We start from the raw sequence: 20933 nt of genomic DNA on the forward strand, positions 1-20933 counted from the left end.
AGAACACCGTCGGGACCGAGTTCCAGGAACGTCGTCACACCGTGCTCGGCCAACGTCCTCACACCGTCGGCGAAACGAACGGCCTCGCGGACATGCCGCACCCAGTACTCCGCCGAACACAGCTCATCCGCCGACGCCACAGCACCCGTCAGGTTCGACACCACCGGAACCCGCGGCTCCGAGAACACAAGCCCCTCGGCCACCGCACGGAACTCATCCAGCATCGGATCCATCAACGGCGAGTGGAACGCATGCGACACCCGCAGCCAGGTGGCTTTCCTGCCTTGCTGCTCCAGCCGTGCCGAGATCTCCAGGACCACGTCCTCGTGGCCCGAGATGACCACGGAGGAGTGGCCGTTGACCGCTGCGATCGCTATGTGCTCCTCCCGGTCGCCGAGCAGGGGAAGCACCTCGTCCTCGGTGGCCTGCACGGCGATCATCGCGCCGCCCTCGGGCAGTGCCTGCATGAGCCGTGCGCGTGCCGCCACCAGGGCGCAGGCATCCTCCAGCGAGAACACACCCGCCACATGAGCAGCAGCGATCTCACCGATCGAATGACCCGCCACGAAGTCGGGCTTCACGCCCCACGACTCCACCAACCGGAACAACGCCACCTCGACCGCGAACAGCGCCGGCTGAGCCGACCCCGTCTCGTTCAACAGATCGGCGTCACCACCCCACATCACGTCGCGGAGCGAACGTCCCGTCCCTCCGTCCAGGCAATCGAGGACAGCATCCAACGCATCCGCGAACACCGGGAAGCGTGCGTACAACTCACGCCCCATACCCAACCGCTGCGAACCCTGACCCGAGAAGAGCATCGCTGTCCGGCCACCGGTCGCCGTTCCCGCCACCACGAAGGGGTCCGGCTCGCCGACCGCCAGGGCGGCCAGCGCGCGTACGGTCTCGGTCGGCTCGCCGACCGGTACGACCGCCCGGTGCTCGAAGGTCGACCGGCCCGTCGCCAGGGAGAATCCCAGATCGAGCGGTCGCAGCTCGGGGTGTGCCTGGATGTAGGAGAGGAGTCGGGCGGCCTGGCCGCGCAGCGCCTCCGGGGTCTTGCCGGACAGGATCCACGGCACCACGCCCGGCGCTTCGACGGGGGTGTCCGTGACCACCGTTCCCTGGATCACGAGCGCCGGCTGTTCCAGGATCACGTGCGCGTTCGTGCCGCTGATCCCGAACGACGACACACCCGCACGCCGCACCCGGTCCGTCTCCGGCCAGAGAGCCGGCTCCGTCAGGAGTTCCACCGCACCCGCCGACCAGTCGACGTGCGAGGACGGCTGGGTCACGTTCACGGTGGCCGGCAGCACTCCGTGCCTCATCGCCATGATCATCTTGATCACGCCGGCCGCTCCGGCGGCGGCCTGGGTGTGGCCCAGGTTGGACTTCACCGAGCCGAGCAGCAGCGGGCGCTCCGGGTCCCGGTCCTTCCCGTACGTGGCAAGCAGCGCCTGCGCCTCGATCGGGTCGCCGAGTGTGGTGCCGGTGCCGTGCGCCTCGACGGCGTCGACGTCGGTGGTGGAGAGGCCGCCGCTGGCGAGTGCCCGGCGGATGACCCGCTGCTGCGACGGGCCGTTGGGCGCCGTCAGACCGTTGGACGCACCATCCTGGTTGACCGCCGATCCACGCACCACAGCAAGGATCTCGTGACCGTTGCGCAGCGCGTCGGACTGCCGCTCGAGCACCAGCATGCCGATGCCCTCGGACCAGCCCACGCCATCGGCCGACTCGGAGAAGGGCTTGGACCGGCCGTCGGGGGCCAGACCGCGCTGACGGGAGAACTCCACGAAGGTGTCGGGGATCGACATCACGGTGACACCGCCGGCCAGGGCCAGCGAGCACTCGCCGCTGCGCAGGGCCTGGGCGGCCAGGTGCATGGCGACGAGCGACGAGGAGCATGCCGTGTCGACGGTCACGGCGGGTCCCTCGAACCCGAAGGTGTAGGAGACCCGGCCGGAGGCGACGCTCAGCGCGCTGCCCTGCCCCTGGAAGCCTTCGAACTCCTTGCCGGTCAGGGCGGTGTTGTAGCCGCCGTACATCACACCGGCGAAGACTCCGGTCTGGCTGTCGCGCAGCGATACGGGGTCGATTCCGGCTCGCTCGATCGCCTCCCACGAGGTTTCGAGCAGCAGCCGCTGCTGTGCGTCCGTCGCCATCGCCTCACGGGGAGACATTCCGAAGAACCCGGGGTCGAACTCCCCCGCGTCGTGCAGGAATCCGCCAGAGCGCGTGTAGGAGGTCCCCATGTGCTCGGGGTCGGGGTTGTACAGCGCGTCGACGTCCCAGCCGCGGTTCGTCGGGAAGTCGGAGACCACGTCGGCACCTTCGGTGACCACGCGCCACAGGTCTTCGGGCGAGCCGATGCCGCCGGGGAAGCGGCAGCTCATCCCCACGATCACGACGGGGTCGTCGTCGAGGAGCGCGCCGGTGAGTTCCGGTGCGCCCGTTTCCAGGTCGTTGTCCGTGTCGGGCCCTACGAGTTCCTCCAGCAGATGGCCGGTCAGCGTCTCCGCGGTCGGGTAGTCGAAGACCATCGTGGCGGCCAGCCGTAGTCCGGTCGCCGTGTTCAGCCGGTTGCGCAGCTCCACGGCCGTCAGCGAGTCGAAGCCGAGGTCGCGGAAGGCGCGGGACGGGTCGATCCCGTCACCACTCGCGTGGCCGAGCACCAGGGCCGCCTGTGCCCGTACGAGGGTGAGCAGCGTGGCGCGGCGTTCGGTGCGCTCCAGACGGGCGAGGCGCTCGGCGAGCCCGCCCTCGGTGCCGGCTCCCGTGGCCGACGTACGCCGGGTGGTTGCGGTACGGACGAGTCCGCGCAGCAGCGGGGGGACTGTGCCGTGAGCGCGCAGGGCGGACAGGTCGAGGCGGACGGGTGCCACGGCCGCGAGGCCGGTGGCGAGGGCCGAATCGAAGAGGGTGAGGCCCTGGTCGACCGAGATCAGGGGCATGCCCGCCTCGGCTGCGCGTCGCAGATCGGCCTCGCCGAGGCCGCTGGTCATGCCGGCGCCCTGGTTCCAGGCTCCCCAGGCGAGCGAGACCCCCGGGAGGCCGGCGGCCTGGCGGTGTGCGGCGAGTGCGTCGAGGAAGGTGTTGCCCGCCGCGTAGTTGGCCTGGCCCGCTCCGCCGATGGTGCCGGAGACCGAGGAGTAGAGGACGAAGGCGGCCAGGTCGAGGTCCTGGGTGAGTTCGTGCAGGTTCCACGCCGCGTCGACCTTCGGCCGCAACACCCCCGCCAGCCGCTCCGAACTCAGCGAACCAACAACCCCGTCATCCAGCACACCCGCCGTATGAATCACCGCCGTCAACGGACGATCAGCCGGCACACCACCCAACAACCCCGCCAACGCCGCACGATCCGCGACATCACACGCCTCCACCGACACCGACGCACCCAACTCCGTCAGCTCATCCACCAACTCCGCAGCACCATCCGCACCAAGCCCACGCCGACTCGTAAGCACCAAATGACGCACCCCACCCTCAACCACCAGATGACGCGCCAACACACCACCCAGACCACCCGTACCACCAGTGATCAGAACCGTCCCCCCAGGACTCCACACCCGCGGCATCGTCAACACGATCTTGCCCACATGCCTGGCCATACTCATGAACCGGAACGCATCCCGCGCCCGCCGCACATCCCACGACCGCACAGGCAACGGCACCAACACCCCCCGCCCGAACAACTCCATCACCTCAACCAACATCCGCTGAATACCCTCGGGCTCCACCCACCCCAGATCAAACGCCCGATACTCCACACCCCCAGGCAGATCCCCCGCCTCACGAACATCGGTCTTCCCCATCTCCAGGAACCGACCACCCTCAACCAACAACCGCAAAGACGCATCCACGAACTCACCCGAAAGCGAATTCAGCACCACATCCACGCCACCCCCAACACCCGCAAACGCAGCCTCGAAATCCGTCGAACGCGACGACGCGATGTGATCATCCGCCACACCCAACGACCGCAGCACACCCCACTTCGACTCACTCGCCGTCGCGAACACCTCCGCACCCACATACCGCGCCACCTGCACAGCAGCCATCCCCACACCACCCGCACCGGCATGGATCAAAACCTTCTCCCCACGCCGCAACCCACCCAACTCCACCAACGCGTAATACGCCGTCAGGAACACCAGCGGCATCGACGCAGCAGACTCCCACGACCATCCCTCGGGCAGTCGGGTGAGCAGTCGGGCGTCGCCGACGACGACGGAGCCGAAGCCGCCGGACACGAGGCCCGTGACCGGGTCACCGGGCTGTAGTTCCGTGACCTCGGGACCCACTTCGGTCACCACGCCCGCGGCCTCTCGTCCCATGCGTCCGGCGTCACCGGGGTACATGTCGAGCGCCTTCAGGACGTCGCGGAAGTTGACGCCCGCGGCCCGGACCTCGATGCGGACCTCGTGGCCGGTCAGGGGTTCCAGAGCCTCGGGGAAGGGCGTCAGCGCCAGTCCGTCCAGGCTTCCCTGCGTTTCGCTGTCCAGACGCCACGGCCCCTGGGCCGGCGGGACGAGGCCGGTGCCGGAAGTCAGCCGGGCGAGCCGGCCCGCTCGGATTCCGCCGTCGCGGACGACCACCTGGGGTTCGTCCGTGGCGAGCGCCCCCGCGAGGTGGTCGAACGAGTCGTCGGAGAGGCCGAGGTCGACCAGACCGAAGCAGCCGGGGTTCTCCGTCTGCGCGGAGCGCACCAGGCCCCAGACCGCGGCAGCCGCCACATCGGCGGCGTCCTCGTCCGCGGCGGTCATCGCACCGCGTGTGACGAACACCAGCCGCGAGCCGGCGAACCGCTCGTCGGCCAGCCACTCCTGTGCCAGGGCAAGCGCGTCCGCGGTCAGTGCGTGGGCGGACTCCGCAACGTCCGTGCCCGCCGCGCGTGCCATCGATACGAGGACGGTGCCCGGCACCGGGGAACCATCGGCTGCCAGGGACGCCAGGTCCGCGTACGTCTCGATCCGCGGACCGGTCCCGGCCGGCGCGTCGGCGAGCCCGAGCGGGTCGGTGCCGATCAGCGCGATCGCCTCGGGCACGTCGGTGCCGGCCGGTACCGGCACCCAGTCGAGACCGAACAACGCGTCCCGTGCCAGCGCGGCGTCGTCGCTCAGTTCCTCGCTCGTCACTGCGCGTACGAGAAGGGAGTCCACCGAGGCGACCGGGGCGCCGGACGTGTCGGCGGCGGCGATCGAGACGGCGTTCCGGCCGGCGACCGGGGCGATCCTCACCCTCAGTGTGGTGGCACCCGTCGCGTGCAGCGACGCGCCCTCCCACGAGAACGGCAGTCCCCCGCCGCCCTGCTCGCCGTTGTCGGCCAGGAGCGAGGCGTGCAGTGCGGAGTCCAGCAGTGCGGGGTGCAGTCCGAAGGCGGCGGCGTCTTCCTGAGCGCCCTGTGGGAGCGTCACCTCGGCGAAGATCTCGTCGTCCCGCCGCCAGGCGGCCCGCAGCCCCTGGAACACCGGACCGTAGGCGAATCCGAGTCCGGCGAAGCGGTCGTAGCAGTCTTCGGTGTTCAGTGCTTCGGCGTGTGCGGGCGGCCACACGGTGCCGTCGAAATCGTTGACGGAGGCGGCATCGCTCCCGTTCGTCAGGACACCGGTGGCGTGCGGGGTCCAGGGCTGTTCATCGGCGCCCTCGGGCCGGGAGTGCACGGTGATCGAGCGGCGGGACGCGTCGTCCGCGCCTCCGACGCGTACCTGCACCTGCACGGCGCCGCCTTCGGGCAGCACGAGCGGCGCCGCGAGGGTCAGCTCCTCGATCCGGTCGCACCCGACCTCGTCACCGGCGCGGAAGGCCAGTTCCAGGAGAGCGGTTCCGGGCAGCAGGACCCGGCCCATGACGGCATGATCGGCGAGCCAGGGATGCGACCGGACGGACAGCCGCGCGGTGAACAACGTTCCCTCGCCCTCGGCGAGTTCGACGGACGCACCCAGCAGGGGGTGTTCGGCTGCTCCCAGACCCACCGCACGTACGTCACCGGTGGCACCGGCCTGCGGGCCCGCCGGCCAGATCCACTGGTGCTGGAAGGGGTAGGTGGGTACGTCGACGCCGGAGGCACCGGTTCCGGTGAGAACAGCGGCCCAGTCCACGGGAACGCCCCGCACATGGAGGTGTGCCAGCGCGTTGAGTGCGGCCTCTTCCTCGACGCGGTCCTTGCGGAGTACGGGCACGGTGACCGCCCCCTCCGGCACCGACTGCTGGGCCATCGCCGACAGAACACCGTCCGGACCCAACTCCAGGAACAGCGAAACGCCCTGCTCCCCCAGCGCCCGCACACCCTCAGCGAAACGAACAGCCTCTCGCACATGCCGAACCCAGTACTCGGCCGAGCACAGCTCATCCGCCGACGCCACAGCACCCGTCAGGTTCGACACCACCGGAATCACCGGCTCCGAGAACACCAGCCCCTCGGCCACCGCACGGAACCCGTCCAGCATCGGATCCATCAGCGGCGAATGGAACGCGTGCGACACCCGCAACCGGGTCGTCTTCCGCCCCTCGGCCTCGAACCGGGCGGCAACCTCCAGCACGTCCCCCTCGACACCGGAGACCACGACCGAAGACGGCCCGTTCACCGCGGCAACCGACACTCCACCGGACAACACCGGCAGGACCTCGGCCTCCGTCGCCTCCAGCGCCACCATCGCGCCACCGACAGGCAGCGCCTGCATCAGCGACGCACGCGCCACCACCAGGGCGCAGGCGTCCTCCAGGGACAACACACCCGCCACATGGGCTGCGGCGATCTCACCGATCGAATGCCCGGCCACGAAGTCGGGCTTCACGCCCCACGACTCGACCAGCCTGAACAACGCCACCTCGACCGCGAACAGCGCCGGCTGAGCCGACCCCGTCTCGTTCAACAGATCGGCGTCATCACCCCACATCACGTCGCGGAGCGAACGCCCCAACCCCACGTCCAACAGCGCGACCACCGAGTCCAGCGCATCGGCGAACACCGGGAAACGCCCGTACAGCTCACGCCCCATACCCAGCCGCTGCGAACCCTGACCCGAGAACAGGAAGGCGCGCTTTCCGCTCGCCACCTGTCCGGATACGGCCGCGGCATCGGGTTCACCGGCCGCCAGCGCGGTGAGCGCCCGGCGGGTCCCGTCGGGGCCGTCCGTCAGCACCACCGCACGGTGGTCGAACATGGAGCGACCAGTGGCCAGTGAGTATCCGATGTCCAGCGGCCGCGTGCCCGCCTCGGTCTCCACGAGTGACAGCAGGCGCGCCGCCTGGTCGGCCACGGCCCGCGGTGTCCGACCGGTGAGCAGCCACGGGACCACGCCCGGCTCCACCTCGGCGCCCCGGGCGGCCACGCCGCCGTGGACGTCAGGGGGCGACTGCTCCAGGATCACGTGCGCGTTCGTGCCGCTGATCCCGAACGACGACACACCCGCACGCCGCGCCCGGTCCGTCTCCGGCCAGGCGGCCGGCTCCGTCAGAAGCTCCACGGCACCGGCCGACCAGTCGACGTGCGAGGAGGGTTCACTCACGTGGAGCGTCCGGGGTACGACTCCGTGGCGCATCGCCATGACCATCTTGATGACGCCGGCGACACCGGCGGCTGCCTGCGTGTGCCCGATGTTGGACTTCACCGAGCCAAGGAGCAGCGGACGCTCCGGGTCCCGGTCCCGTCCGTAGGTGGCAAGCAGTGCCTGCGCCTCGATCGGATCGCCCAGGGTTGTGCCGGTGCCGTGCGCCTCGACGACATCGACCTCGTCCGGGCGGAGTCCTCCGCCGGCGAGGGCCTGCCGGATGACACGCTGCTGCGAGGGACCGTTGGGCGCGGTCAGACCGTTCGACGCGCCGTCCTGGTTGATCGCGCTGCCGCGCAGCAGGGCCAGCACCCGGTGGCCGTTGCGGTGTGCGTCGGAGAGGCGTTCCAGCACGAGCATGCCGGCGCCCTCGGCCCAGCCGACGCCGTCGGCCGACTCGGAGAAGGCCTTGGAGCGGCCGTCGGGGGCCAGGCCGCGGGCGCGGGAGAACTCGATGAAGGTGCTGGGTGTGGACATCACCGTGACACCGCCGGCCAGCGCCAGTGAGCACTCACCACCGCGCAGGGCCTGGGCCGCGAGGTGCATGCCGACCAGCGAGGAGGAGCACGCGGTGTCCACCGTCACGGCGGGGCCTTCGAGCCCCAGCGTGTAGGAGACGCGGCCCGACGCGACGCTCGGTGCGCTTCCGTTGCCCCGGAACGCCTCGTACTCCTCGCCCGTGAGGAGCGGCCCGTAGTCGTTGTACATGACGCCGGCGAAGACTCCGGTACGGCTGCCGCGCAGGGAGGCGGGGGCGATACCGGCGCGCTCGACGGCTTCCCAGGAGAGCTCGAGGAGCAGTCGCTGCTGGGAGTCGGTGGCCATCGCCTCGCGCGGGGACATACCGAAGAAGTCGGGGTCGAACTCGCCTGCCGTGTGCAGGAACCCGCCCTCGCGGACGTGCGTCCTGCCGGGCTGGTCCGGGTCGGGGTCGTACAGTCCGTCGAGGTCCCAGCCCCGGTTGGTGGGGAAGCCGGTGATGGCGTCGACGCCTTCGGTGACGAGGTGCCAGAGCTCTTCCGGTGACGTCACTCCGCCCGGGTAGCGGCAGGCCATGCCGACGATCGCGATGGGGTCGTCGGTGAGCGTGGGTGCGGTCTGCGGGGCGGCGGGTGCGGCCCGGTGGTCCGCGCCGAGCAGTTCGTCGCGCATGTGGTCGGCGAGGGCGCTCGGGGTCGGGTAGTCGAAGACCATGGTCGCGGGCAGCCGCAGGCCGGTCACGGTGTTGAGCCCGTTGCGCAGCTCGACTGCCGTCAGCGAGTCGAAGCCGAGGTCCTGGAACTGCCGGGACGACTCGACGTCCGTGGCATCGGCATGGCCCAGAACGCGGGCGATCTGTTCACGTACGAGGTCGAGGAGGGTCTCGCGCTGTTCGGTCGCGTTCAGTCCGGCGAGCCGCTCGGCGAGACCGCCCGCCGCCTCCGAGGTGTGGACGGCGGCAGCGCGCCGGCCCGGTGAGCGGATGAGGCCGCGCAGCAGGGGGGCGATTTCGCCCTGGGCGCGCAGGACCGGCAGGTCGAGCCGGACCGGGGCGAGGGCCGGCTCCTCGCAGCCGAGGGCGGCGTCGAAGAGCGCGAGGCCCTGTTCGACGGAGAGCGGGGGCATTCCCGAGCGGGAGATGCGCTCCACGTCGATGTCGGTGAGAGTGCCGGTCATGCCGACGCTCCGGGTCCAGGGACCCCAGCCCAGGGAGTGGGCCGGCAGCCCGTGGCTCCTGCGGTGCGTGGCGAGGGCGTCGAGGAAGGCGTTGCCGGCGGCGTAGTTGGCCTGTCCGGGGCTGCCGAGGGTGGCGGCGACGGAGGAGAAGACCACGAAGGCGGTCAGGTCCTGGCCGCGTGTCAGCTCGTGGAGGTGCCAGGCGGCGTCGGCCTTGGGCCGCAGGACGCCGGTCAGGCGCTCGGACGTCAGGGAGCCGATCACCCCGTCGTCGACGATGCCCGCCGTGTGGACGACAGCGGTGAGCGGGTGTGCGGCGGGAACGGCCGCCAGAAGTTCCGCGAGTGCGGTCCGGTCGGTGACATCGCAGGGTGCGACGGTCACCTGGGCGCCCTGTTCGGTCAGTTCGGCGCGGAGTGCTTCGGCGCCTTCGGCGGCCGGGCCCCGGCGGCTGACGAGCAGCAGGTGCCGCACGCCGCGCTCGGTGACCAGGTGCCGGGCGAGGACGCCGCCGAGTCCGCCGGTGCCTCCGGTGATGAGGACGGTGCCCTCGGCGTTCCAGGCTGCCCGCTCCTGGGGCGCGGGCACCCGGGTGAGGCGGGCGGCGAGGAGTTCACCGTCCCGTATCGCGAGGTCCGGCTCGTCCGCTCCGACCGCGAGAGCGGAGCGGACGAGGGCCGGCACGGCCTGCGGGGGAAGTGAGGCCGTGCCGGAGTCGATGTCCAGGAGGCCGAAGCGTCCCGGGTTCTCGGTCCTGGCCGTCCTCACGAGGCCGTGGACCGATGCGGCGGCGAGGTCGTCGCCGGTGAGCGCCCCCTGGGTCACGAAGACCAGGCGGGCGTCGAAGAAGCGGTCCTCGTCGAGCCACCGCTGTACGTCGTCGAGGACGGCGGCGCCCAGGGTGTGGGTCGCCGCCAGGACGTCTTCGGGTGCGCCGGACACGGTGGCGAGGACGACAGCGGGGACCGGCCCGTCCGATGCCGCGAGGGCGGCCAGGTCGGGGTGGGCGGTCACGGGGAGGCCCGCGGCGCGCAGGGCTTGGGCCGTGCCGAGCGGGTCGGCGCCGATCACCGCCACGGCGTCGGGCCCGTCCGCGGCGGTGTTCTGTACCGGGGTCCAGGCCGTCCGGAACAGCGAGTCGCGGTGGACGACGCCGGGCTCCCCGGGACCGGCGACGGGGACGGAGCGGGAGACGAGGGAGTCGACGGTCAGGACCGTGCCGCCGGCCGTGTCGTACACCTCGATGGAGACGGTGTCGTCCCCTGCGGGGGCGAGCCGTGCGCGTACCGCCGTGGCGCCGGAGGCCGTCAGTGAGACGCCTTCCCAGGCGAAGGGCAGTCCGCCGCGGCTGATCGCGCCGAGGTCGGTGAAGGCGGCGGCGTGCTGGGCGGCGTCGAGCAGTGCGGGGTGCAGGCCGAAGGCGCTCGCGTCGGTGCCGCAGTCGTCGGGGAGGACGACGTCCGCGTACACCTCGTCGCCGCGTCGCCAGGCGGCGCGCAGCCCGCGGAAGGCGGGGCCGTAGTCGAAGCCGAGCTCGGCGAGGCGCTCGTAGCATCCGTCGAGGTCGACGGGGTCCGCTCCAGCGGGCGGCCAGACGGTGGCGTCGAAGCCGGTCTCCCCGGTTGCCTGGCCGGGGGCGACGATGCCGGTGGCGTGCTGCGACCAGGGCAGGTCGAAGCCGTCCTCGACGCGCGAGTAGATGCCGAGGGTGCGGCGCCCCGCGTCGTCGGCGGCTCCGACACGCACCTGGAGCTGTACGGCGCCGTCCTCGGGGAAGGCGAGGGGCGCGGCGAGAGCCAGTTCCTCGACGCGGCCGCAGTCGACCTCGTCACCGGCGCGGATCGCCAGCTCGACGAAGGCCGTCCCGGGCAGCAGCGCACGGCCCTGCACGCCGTGGTCGGCGAGCCAGGGGTGGGACCGGACGGACAGCCTGCTGGTGAACAGGGCGCCTTCGCCGTCGGCGAGTTCGACCGCGGCGCCGAGCAGGGGGTGCCCGGCGGAGCCGAGCCCCGCCGCGCGGATGTCGCCGGCCGTGTCGGTGCCCGCGGCCGGCCAGTAGCGCCTGCGCTGGAAGGCGTAGGTCGGCAGGTCGACGCGCCGGGCTCCGGAACCCTCGTAGAGGCCGGCCCAGCGCACGGTGGCACCGCGGACGTGGACGTGCGCGAGGGCCGTGACGGCGGCGAGTTCCTCCGGACGGTCCTTGCGCAGCAGCGGGACCGCCACGACCTGTTCCGGCAGGGAGTCCTGGGCCATCGCGGAGAGCACCCCGTCCGGGCCGAGCTCCAGGAGGGTGGTGACACCCCGTCCGGTGAGGGTGGCGACGCCGTCGGCGAACCGTACGGCCTCGCGGACGTGACGTACCCAGTAGTCGGCCGAGCACAGGTCCGTGACGTCGGCGATCCGGCCGGTCACGTTGGACACGACGGGGATGCGGGGCTCGGTGTACGTGAGGCCTTCCGCGACGGCGCGGAACTCCGCCAGCATCGGCTCCATGAGCGGCGAGTGGAACGCGTGCGAGACGCGCAGCCGGCGGGTCCTGCGCTCCTGTGCCTCGAAGTGGGCGGCGATGTCCTGTACGGCACTCTCGTCGCCCGAGATCACCACGGAACGGGGGCCGTTGACCGCGGCGACGGACACCCGCCCATTGAGCAGGGGGGTGACCTCGTCCTCGGTCGCCTGTACGGCGGCCATGACGCCGCCGGTGGGCAGGGCGGCCATCAGGGAGGCACGGGCCGCGACGAGGCGGCAGGCGTCCTCCAGTGAGAGAACCCCTGCCACATGGGCGGCGGCTATCTCCCCGATGGAGTGGCCGCCGACGAAGTCGGGGGTGACGCCGAGGGATTCGACGAGGCGGTAGAGGGCGACCTCGACGGCGAAGAGCGCGGGCTGCGTCCAGCGGGTCTCGTCGAGCGGCTCGGGGTCGCTGCCCCAGACGATGTCGCGCAGCGGTCGCCCGGTGTGCGGGGCGAGTGCGTCGGCGGTGGCGTCGAAGGCGGCGGCGAACACCGGGAACCGGGCGTGGAGTTCGCGTCCCATGCCGAGGCGCTGGGAGCCCTGGCCGGAGAAGAGGACGGCGAGCAGGCCCTCGTCGGCCACTCCGGCGGCGATCTCCGGGATGTCCTCGGGGGCGGTGGTGCCGCTGGGGTCGGCGAGCAGAACGCTGCGGTACTCGAAGGCGGAGCGGCCGGCGGCGAGGGAGTGCCCGATGTCGACCGGCCGCAGCCCGGGGTTGCGGCCGATGTGTGCGAGCAGGCGGTCGCGCTGTCCGGCGAGCGCGGCGGCGGACCGGCCGGAGAGCACCCAGGGGATGACTGCGGGCGGCGTGGTGTCCGTGTCCTCGTCGGGGACGCTCGCGGTGTCGGCGGGAGCCTGTTCGATGATGACGTGGGCGTTGGTGCCGCTGACGCCGAAGGACGAGACGGCGGCGCGCCTGGCGCGGCCGGTCTCGGGCCAGGCCGCCGGCTCGCCGAGGAGTTCGACCGCCCCGCTCGTCCAGTCCACGTCGAGGGAGGGCTCTCCCACGTGCAGGCTGCGCGGCATCTGCCCGTGCCGCACCGCCATGATCATCTTGATCACACCGGCGGCCCCCGAAGCGGCCATCGTGTGCCCGATGTTCGACTTGACGGAGCCCAGGCGCAGCGGGTGTTCGCGGTCCTGGCCGTAGGTGGCGAGCAGGGCCTGCGCCTCGATGGGGTCACCGAGGGTCGTGCCCGTGCCATGTGCCTCGACGACGTCCACATCCGCCGGGGTCAGTCGGGCGTTCTCCAGGGCCGCGCGGATGACGCGCCGCTGCGAGGGTCCGTGCGGGGCGGAGAGGCCGTTGGAGGCGCCGTCCTGGTTGATCGCGCTGCCGCGGAGCACGGCCAGGACGGGGTGGCCGGCTCGCTGGGCGTCGGAGAGCCGTTCCAGCACGAGGACGGCGGCGCCCTCTCCCCAGCCGGTGCCGTCGGCGTCCTCGGAGAACGACTTGCAGCGGCCGTCGGCGGCCATTCCGCTCTGGGCCGTGAAGGAGACGAAGGGCCCGGGGGTCGCCATCACGGATGCGCCGCCCGCCAGGGCCATGCTGCATTCGCCGTTGCGCAGGGACTGCGCCGCCCAGTGCAGGGCCACCAGCGAGGAGGAGCACGCCGTGTCGACGGTGACGGCGGGCCCTTCGGCGCCGAGGGTGTAGGAGAGCCTGCCGGAGATGACGCTCGCCGCGTGTCCAGTGGTGGAGAACTGCTCGGCGTCCTCGTCGGATGCCTTGATGACCGAGGCGTAGTCCTGTCCCGCCGTGCCGACGAACACACCGGCCCGGCTGCCGCGCAGGGTGGCCGGGTCGATCCCGGCCCGCTCCAGCGCCTCCCAGGCCACTTCCAGGAGCAGCCGCTGCTGCGGGTCCATGGCAACGGCCTCGCGCGGCGAGATGCCGAAGAACGCGGGGTCGAAGTCCGCCATGTCGTAGAGGAAGGCCCCCTCCTGGGCGAGGCTGCGGCCGGCGCCGTCACCCGCCAGGCGCTCCAGGTCCCAGCCGCGGTCCGCGGGGAAGCCGCCCATGACGTCGCGGCCGTCGGTCACCAGGTCCCACAGGTCCTCCGGAGAGGTCACCCCGCCCGGGTAGCGGCATCCGATGCCGACGACGGCGATGGGTTCCTCGGCCGCCGCCACCAGTTGCTGGTTCTGCTGGCGGAGCCGCTCGATCTCCTTCAGCGACGACCGCAGCGCCTCGACGTACTTGTTGGGGGACGTGCTCATCGGACTCTCCAGATCTCATTCAGTGTGCAGGTGCCGAGCGACCGGCGGCGTCCGTGCGGCGGGGCAGGACGGACGCCGCCGGGAGGGCACTACATGTCAGTGGCGAGCCGCAGCAGGCTTTCGGCGTCCATGTCGTCGAGCGATTCATCGGCGTCGGCGGCCCCGGAGGCCGCCTCGGCGGTGTCGGCGGTGGCGAGTTCGAGGACCATGTCCAGGAGTCCCGCCCTGCGGAGCCGGCTGAGAGGAACGGAGGCGAGCACCGCACGGATCTCCGCGTCGGGATCCTGGTCCCGCGTCTCCCCGGCCGGCCCGTGGGCGGTGCCGAAGATCAGTGAGCCGATGTGCTGTGCGAGGGCCGTCGGGGTCGGGTGGTCGAAGACCAGCGCGGCCGGCAGCGGCAGGCCCAGGGCCGCCCGCAGCCGGTTGCGCAGTTCGACGGCCGTCACCGAGTCGAAGCCGACGTCCCGGAAGGCCCGGGTGGCGGGGATGACGTCCGCCGCGTCGTGGCCGAGCGTCGCGGAGGCTTCCGTACGGACCGCTTCGAGCAGGGCGCGGTCGCGTTCCGCGGTCGGCAGGGTGTCGAGGCGCTGCCTGAGCGGCGGGACGGCGGAACCGTCTTCGGCTGCCGGTACGCCGTCCCCGGCTGCCAGGGCCCGCACCGCCTCCGGGATCCGGGCGAGCAGGGGGCTCGGCCGGGTCGCGGTGAAGCTCGGGGTGAACCGTTCCCAGTCCATGAGCGTCACGGTGAGCGCCGTCTCGTCGTCCTCCAGCATCCGCTGGAGCGCGGCGATGGCCAGCGCCGGTTCCATGGGCATGACGCCCTGGCGCCGCAGCCGTTCGTGGACGTCGTCGGCCGTGGCCATGCCGACATCGGCCCAGGTTCCCCAGGCGACGGACGTCGCGGTGAGGCCCTGCGCCCTGCGGTACTCGGCCAGTGCGTCGAGGTAGGCGTTGGCCGCCGCGTAGCCGGGCTGACCGCCGCTGCCCCAGGTCGCGGCGCCCGATGAGAACAGGACGAAGGCGTCCAGGGCGAGGTCGCTGGTCAGTTCGTGCAGGTGGAGTGCGGCCGTCAGCTTGGACCGCATCAGCGCGTCCAGCCGGTCGAGGGTGAGCGCGTCCACGGTGTCGTCGCCGTCGGCCACGCCGGCGGCGTGGAAGACGCTGGACAGCGGGAGTTCGGCGGGGACGGCCGCGAGCACCGCGGCCAGTGCCTCCCGGTCGGCCGCGTCACAGGCGGCGATGGTGACCCGGGCGCCGAGGCCCTCCAGTTCGGCGCGGAGCCCGGCCGCTCCGGGGGCTTCCTCGCCGCGGCGGCTGGTCAGCACGACGTGTTCGGCGCCGCGTTCGACCATCCAGCGGGCGACGCGGCCGCCGATCCCACCGGTTCCGCCGGTGATGAGGGCCGTGCCGCGGCCCTCCCAGTGCGGCTCGGACCGGTCTGCCGCCGGGGCGGCGTGGGTGAGCCGACGGCCGTAGAGCCCGGACGGGCGGACCGCGATCTGGTCCTCGCCGTCGGGCATCGCCAGTGCGCCGGTGAGCCGGGCGGCGGTGCGCTCGTCCAGCGTTTCGGGCAGATCGATCAGGCCGCCCCAACGGTCGGGGTGTTCCAGTGCGACCACTCGGCCGAGCCCCCACAGTGCGCCCTGGACGGGCCGGCTGAGCCGGTCGTCCTGTCCCACGGACACGGCGCCCCGGGTGGCGCACCACAGCGGGGCACGGAGCCCGGCGTCGCCCAGTGCCTGGACGAGGGCCAGGGTCAGTGCCAGCCCCGCGGGGACCGAGGTGTGGCCGGGGAGGCGTTCCTCGGCGGGGGCCAGCAGGGACAGTACGCCGGTGAAATCCGGTCCTTCGTCGAGGACTTCCGCGATGCGCTTGGCCCAACCGGCGCGGTCCGTGCCGCCGTGGCCGCTCTCGCCCTCCAGCAGGACGGTGTCCGGTCCGAGTGCGGCGAGTACGGCACGGACCCAGGGGTCGCCGGTCCCCTCTGCCGGAACGACGGCGAGCCAGCGTCCTGCCGGGGCACCGTTGCCCGTTTCGCTCAGCCGGCTCCAGTCCACGCGGTAGCGCCAGGCGTTGACGGCCGAGCGCTCCCGGGCCTTGGCCCGCCAGGCGGACAGGGTGGGCAGTACGGCACCGAGCGTGGAGCGCGCCTCGTCGGCTCCGACGCCGAGTTCGTCGGCCAGGGACTCCAGGTCCTCCTTCTCGACGAGCTCCCAGAACGCGGCGTCCTCGCCCGCCGGGGCCGTGGCGTCCCCGGACCGGGGCTCGGGCCAGAACGCGCGGCGCTGGAAGGCGTACGTGGGGAGGTCGACGGCGACGTCGGATCCCGCGGGGAACGCCGTGCTCCAGTCCACCGGTGTCCCGTTGACGTGCGCCTCGGCGAGGGAGACGAGGAAGCGGCGGAGGCCGCCCTCGTCGCGGCGCAGGGTGCCGAGTACCACCGCGGACTCGGCGACGGCCTCCTCCACTGTCTCCTGGGTCTCCTCGACGGAGGCGGCCAGCACGGGGTGGGGGCTCATCTCGATGAAGACACGGTGCCCGTCCGCGAGGAGCGCCCGGGTCGCCTCCTCCATGCGTACGGTCCTGCGCAGGTTGGTGTACCAGTAGTCGCCGTCGAACACCGCCTCGGTCAGCCGGGCGCCGGTCACCGTCGAGTAGAACGGCACGCGGGGCGTCTCGGAACGCACCGGGGCGAGCACACGGGACAGCTCCTCGCGTACGGCCTCGACGTGCGTGCCGTGCGAGGCGTAGTCCACGGCGACCTTGCGGGCGCGGACGTCCTCCCGTCGACAGGCGGCGAGCAGTTCGTCAAGTGCCGCCGCGTCACCGGAGACGACCACCGAGGAGGGGCCGTTCACGGCGGCGACGGAGAGCAGATGGCTCCAGGGTTCCAGCAGGGCGGTCACCCGGTCGACGGGCGCCGCGACGGACATCATCCCGCCGAGGCCGGAGAGCCGGGGCAGCGCCTGGCTGCGCAGGGCCACGACGGCGGCGGCGTCCTCCAGGCTGAGCGCGCCCGCCACATGGGCGGCGGCGATCTCACCCTGCGAGTGGCCGACGACCGCCGAGGGTTCGACACCGTAGGAGCGCCAGAGTGCGGTCAGGGCGACCATCATCGAGAACAGGGCGGGCTGGACGACATCGACGCGTTCGAGCAGCGCGGGGTCTCCCTCGCCGGCCAGCACGTCGTGCAGCGACCAGTCGGTGTACGGGGCCAGGGCAGCGGCGCACGCGTCGACGGCCTCCCGGAACACCTCGGACTCCGCGAGGAGTCCACGGCCCATGCCCCACCACTGGGAGCCCTGGCCCGGGAAGACGAACACGGGTCCCCGTGAGCCCTCGCCCGCGGCGCCGTGCACGACGCCGGTCGCGCTCCGGCCGGCGGCCAGTGCTTCGAGGGAGTTCCGGAAGTCGTCCCGGGTGCGGCCGAGCAGGACCGCGCGGTGGTCGAAGACCGTCCGGGTGGTGGCGAGTGACCTGCCCACCCGAGCGGGTGAGAGGTCCGCGTCCGATTCGGCCAGGGTGAGCAGCCGGGCGGCTTGTGCGCGCAGGGCGCCGGAGGACTTGGCCGAGACCGGCCACGGTACGAGGTGATCGTCACCGGGGGCCTCGTCCTGGTCGGTGCGGGCGTCCGCGCCGGCCCGTTCCAGGATCAGGTGGGCGTTGGTGCCGCTGATCCCGAAGGACGACACTCCGGCCCGCCTCGGCCTGCCGGTTTCGGGCCAGGGGGTCGTGGCGGTGAGGAGCTCCACCGCTCCGGACGTCCAGTCCACGTGCGAGGAGGGGGTGCCGGTGTGGAGGGTGCCGGGGAGCACACCCTCGTTCATGGCCATGACCATCTTGATGACGCCCGCGACGCCGGCGGCGGCCTGGGTGTGCCCGATGTTCGACTTGAGGGAGCCCAGCCACAGCGGACGCCCCGCCTCACGGCCCTGACCGTAGGTGGCCAGCAGGGCCTGCGCCTCGATCGGATCACCCAGCCGCGTGCCCGTACCGTGCGCCTCCACCGCGTCCACGTCACCGCCCGACAGCCCGGCGTTGGCGAGAGCCTGACGCACCACACGCTCCTGCGAGGGACCGTTGGGCGCGGTCAGACCGTTGGACGCACCGTCCTGGTTGATCGCCGACCCACGCACCACGGCCAGCACCCGGTGACCGTTACGGGTGGCGTCCGAGAGACGCTCCATCAGGACGATGCCCACGCCTTCGGCCAGGGTCATCCCGTCGGCGTCGTCCGAGAAGGGCTTGCAGCGGCCGTCGAGCGCCAGCGCGCGCTGTCGGCTGAAGCCGACGAAGGCGTGCGGGGTGCCCATGACGGCCGCGCCGCCGGCCAGTGCCAGGGAGCTCTCCCCGCTGCGCAGTGACTGGCAGGCCAGGTGCATGGCGACCAGGGACGAGGAACAGGCGGTGTCGACGGTGACGGCGGGCCCCTCGAATCCGTAGAGGTAGGAGACCCTGCCGGAGAGCACGCTGGCCGCCGTGCCGGTGACCATGTGGACCTCGGAGCCTTCGGCACCGTTCTGCACGCTCGTCGAGTAGTCCTGGTAGCTGGCTCCGACGAAGGTGCCGGTGGTGGTGCCCCGGAGTGTCTCCAGATCGATTCCGGCGCGCTCGAAGGCCTCCCAGGAGGTCTCGAGCAACAGGCGCTGCTGGGGGTCCATCGACACGGCCTCGCGCGGCGAGATGCCGAAGAACGCGGGGTCGAACTCCGCTGCCTCGTGCAGGAAGCCGCCACGGGTGGAGTAGGTCCTGCCCTGCCGGTCGGGGTCGGGGTCGTAGAGGCCCTGGGCGTCCCAGTTGCGGTCGGAGGGGAATTCGGTGATCGCGTCGGCGCCGTCCAGGGCGAGCCGGATCAGTTCCTCGGGCGAGTTCGCGCCGCCGGGGTAGCGGCAGCTCATGCCGATGATGGCGATCGGGTCGTCGTCTCCCGGCGCGGCGGTCGCTGCGGGGGCGGCCACCGCGGTCGCGGAGTCGCCGCCGAGGGCGACGGTCCGGAGGAATGCGGCCAGCGCCACGGGGTTGGGGTGGTCGAAGACCATGGTGGAGGGCAGCGTCAGCCCCGTGGCCGCGACGACGCGGTTGCGCAGGTCCACGGCGGTCACCGAGTCGAAGCCCGTGTCGCGGAAGGCACGCCGTTCGGGGAAGGACTCGGCGGAGTCGTGCCCGAGTACGGCGGCCGCCTCGGTACGGACGAGCGTGAGCAGGAGCCGGTCCTGCTCGGGTCCCTCAAGGCCCTGCAGCCGTGCGGCGAGGTCGCTCGTCGCGGGCCGGGATCCGGGCTGCGCGGTGGCCGGTGCGAGCTGGCGCGCGACCTCCGGCACCTCGTCGAACAGTCGCGTGGGGCGGCCCGCGGTGAAGACCGGGTAGTACGTGTCCCAGTCGATGTCCGTGAGCCCGATGACGGTCTCGTCGTCGTCGAGGGCCCGGCCGAGCCCCCGCAGGGCGAGCTGGGGGTCCAGGTAGGCGAGGCCGCTGCGGCGGATGTGGTGCGGGTCCGCCAGTTCGCGTTCGATGTCGTCGGGCCACTTGCCCCAGTGCACGGAGGTGGTGCGCAGTCCGCGGGCCCGCCGGTCGACAGCGAGCGCGGAGAGATAGGCGTTGCCCGCGACGTAGGCCGCGTGATGGCCGCTCCCCCACATACCGGCGGTGGAGGAGTAGAGAACGAAGTCGTCCAGTTCCTCGCCGTCGAGCAGCTCGTCCAGGTGCTGGGCGCCGGTCACCTTGGCGTGCACCACGTCGGCGAACGACTCCATCGTCGTCTCGTCCAGGGTGGACAGCTCGATGACCGCGGCGGTGTGGATGACGGTGCGCACCGTACGCCCGTCCGCCTTGAGGTCGGCGATCAGCGCGGCGACCGCGTCGCGGTCGGTCACGTCGCAGGCGACGGCGGCGGCCTCGGTGCCGGACTCGGTGAGTTCGGCGACGAGTTCGGCGGCTCCCGGGGCGTCCGTGCCACGGCGGCTGGCGAGCACCACATGGCCGGCGCCCCGTTCGGCGAGCCAGCGGGCGAGGCCGGGGGCGAGTGTTCCCGATCCTCCGGTGACGAGAGTCGTGCCGCGCGGTGTCCAGTTGCGGGTACTGCCCTGCGTCGCCGCAGGGGCGCGGACGACACGGCGGGAGAACACTCCGGAGGGGCGGACGGCGAGCTGGTCCTCGTCGCCGAGCCCGCCCGCGAGTGCGGACACGACACGTCCGGCGGCGCGCCGGTCGAGCGTCTGCGGCAGGTCGATGACCCCGCCCCAGCGCTGCGGGTGTTCCAGTGCCGTGGTCCAGCCGACGCCGGCGACCTGCGCCTGCACGGGGTGGGTCAGCGGGTCGGCCGGGCCGGTGGAGGCCGCGCCCCGGGTGAGGAACCACAGCGGGGCGTCGATTCCGGCGTCGCCGAGTGCCTGCACCAGGGAGACGGTCAGGGCGAGACCGAGGGTGAGGCCGGGGTGACGGGTGCCGGGCTCCTCGGCGGCGGCGAGTACGGAGATGATTCCGGTGCATTCACCCGCGTCGGCCAGTCGCTCGGCGAGGGCCGCACGGTCCGTGCACGACTCGTCCAGGACCAGCCGGGTGACCCCGGCACCCGCCCCGGTCAGCAGACCGGTGGTCTCGCTGTCGTCGGTGCCCTCGGCACTGACCACCAGCCAGTTTCCGGTCAGTGAACTCTGCGGGACCTTCGCCACCGGTGCCCAGGTCATCCGGTAGCGCCAGGAGTCGATGGCGGAGAGCTCGTTGCGGCTCCTGCGCCAGGCGGAGAGGGCGGGCAGCACGGCCGCGACCGCGTTCTCGTCCGTCCGCAGCGTCGCCGCCAGCGCGGAGAGGTCCTCGCGTTCGACGGCTGTCCAGAACTCCGCGTCCTGCGGGTCGATGGCGTCGACCCGGTCGATGACTGCCGGAATGTTCCAGAAACGCTCGTGCTGGAAGGCGTACGTCGGCAGATCCACCTGCCGGGCACCGGTGCCCGCGAAGTGACCGGCCCAGTCGACGTCGACTCCGCGCACGAAG

At 72.3% G+C, this 20933-nt stretch carries 2 protein-coding genes; both read right to left on the reverse strand.

What is annotated here, in order from left to right; genetic code table 11:
* The coding region (locus tag ACFVJX_RS34480) for an SDR family NAD(P)-dependent oxidoreductase (RefSeq protein WP_385746603.1) at positions 1-13940 on the reverse strand (13940 nt) is incomplete at its 3' end.
* Between the two features lie 89 nt (positions 13941-14029).
* Entirely contained in the window at positions 14030-20872 is a 6843-nt protein-coding gene (locus ACFVJX_RS34485; RefSeq protein ID WP_384136599.1) for a type I polyketide synthase, read from the reverse strand.
* Positions 20873-20933 lie beyond the last annotated feature (61 nt).

The sequence above is a fragment of the Streptomyces sp. NPDC127177 genome (genome assembly GCF_042672475.1).
Taxonomy (GTDB): Bacteria; Actinomycetota; Actinomycetes; order Streptomycetales; family Streptomycetaceae; genus Streptomyces.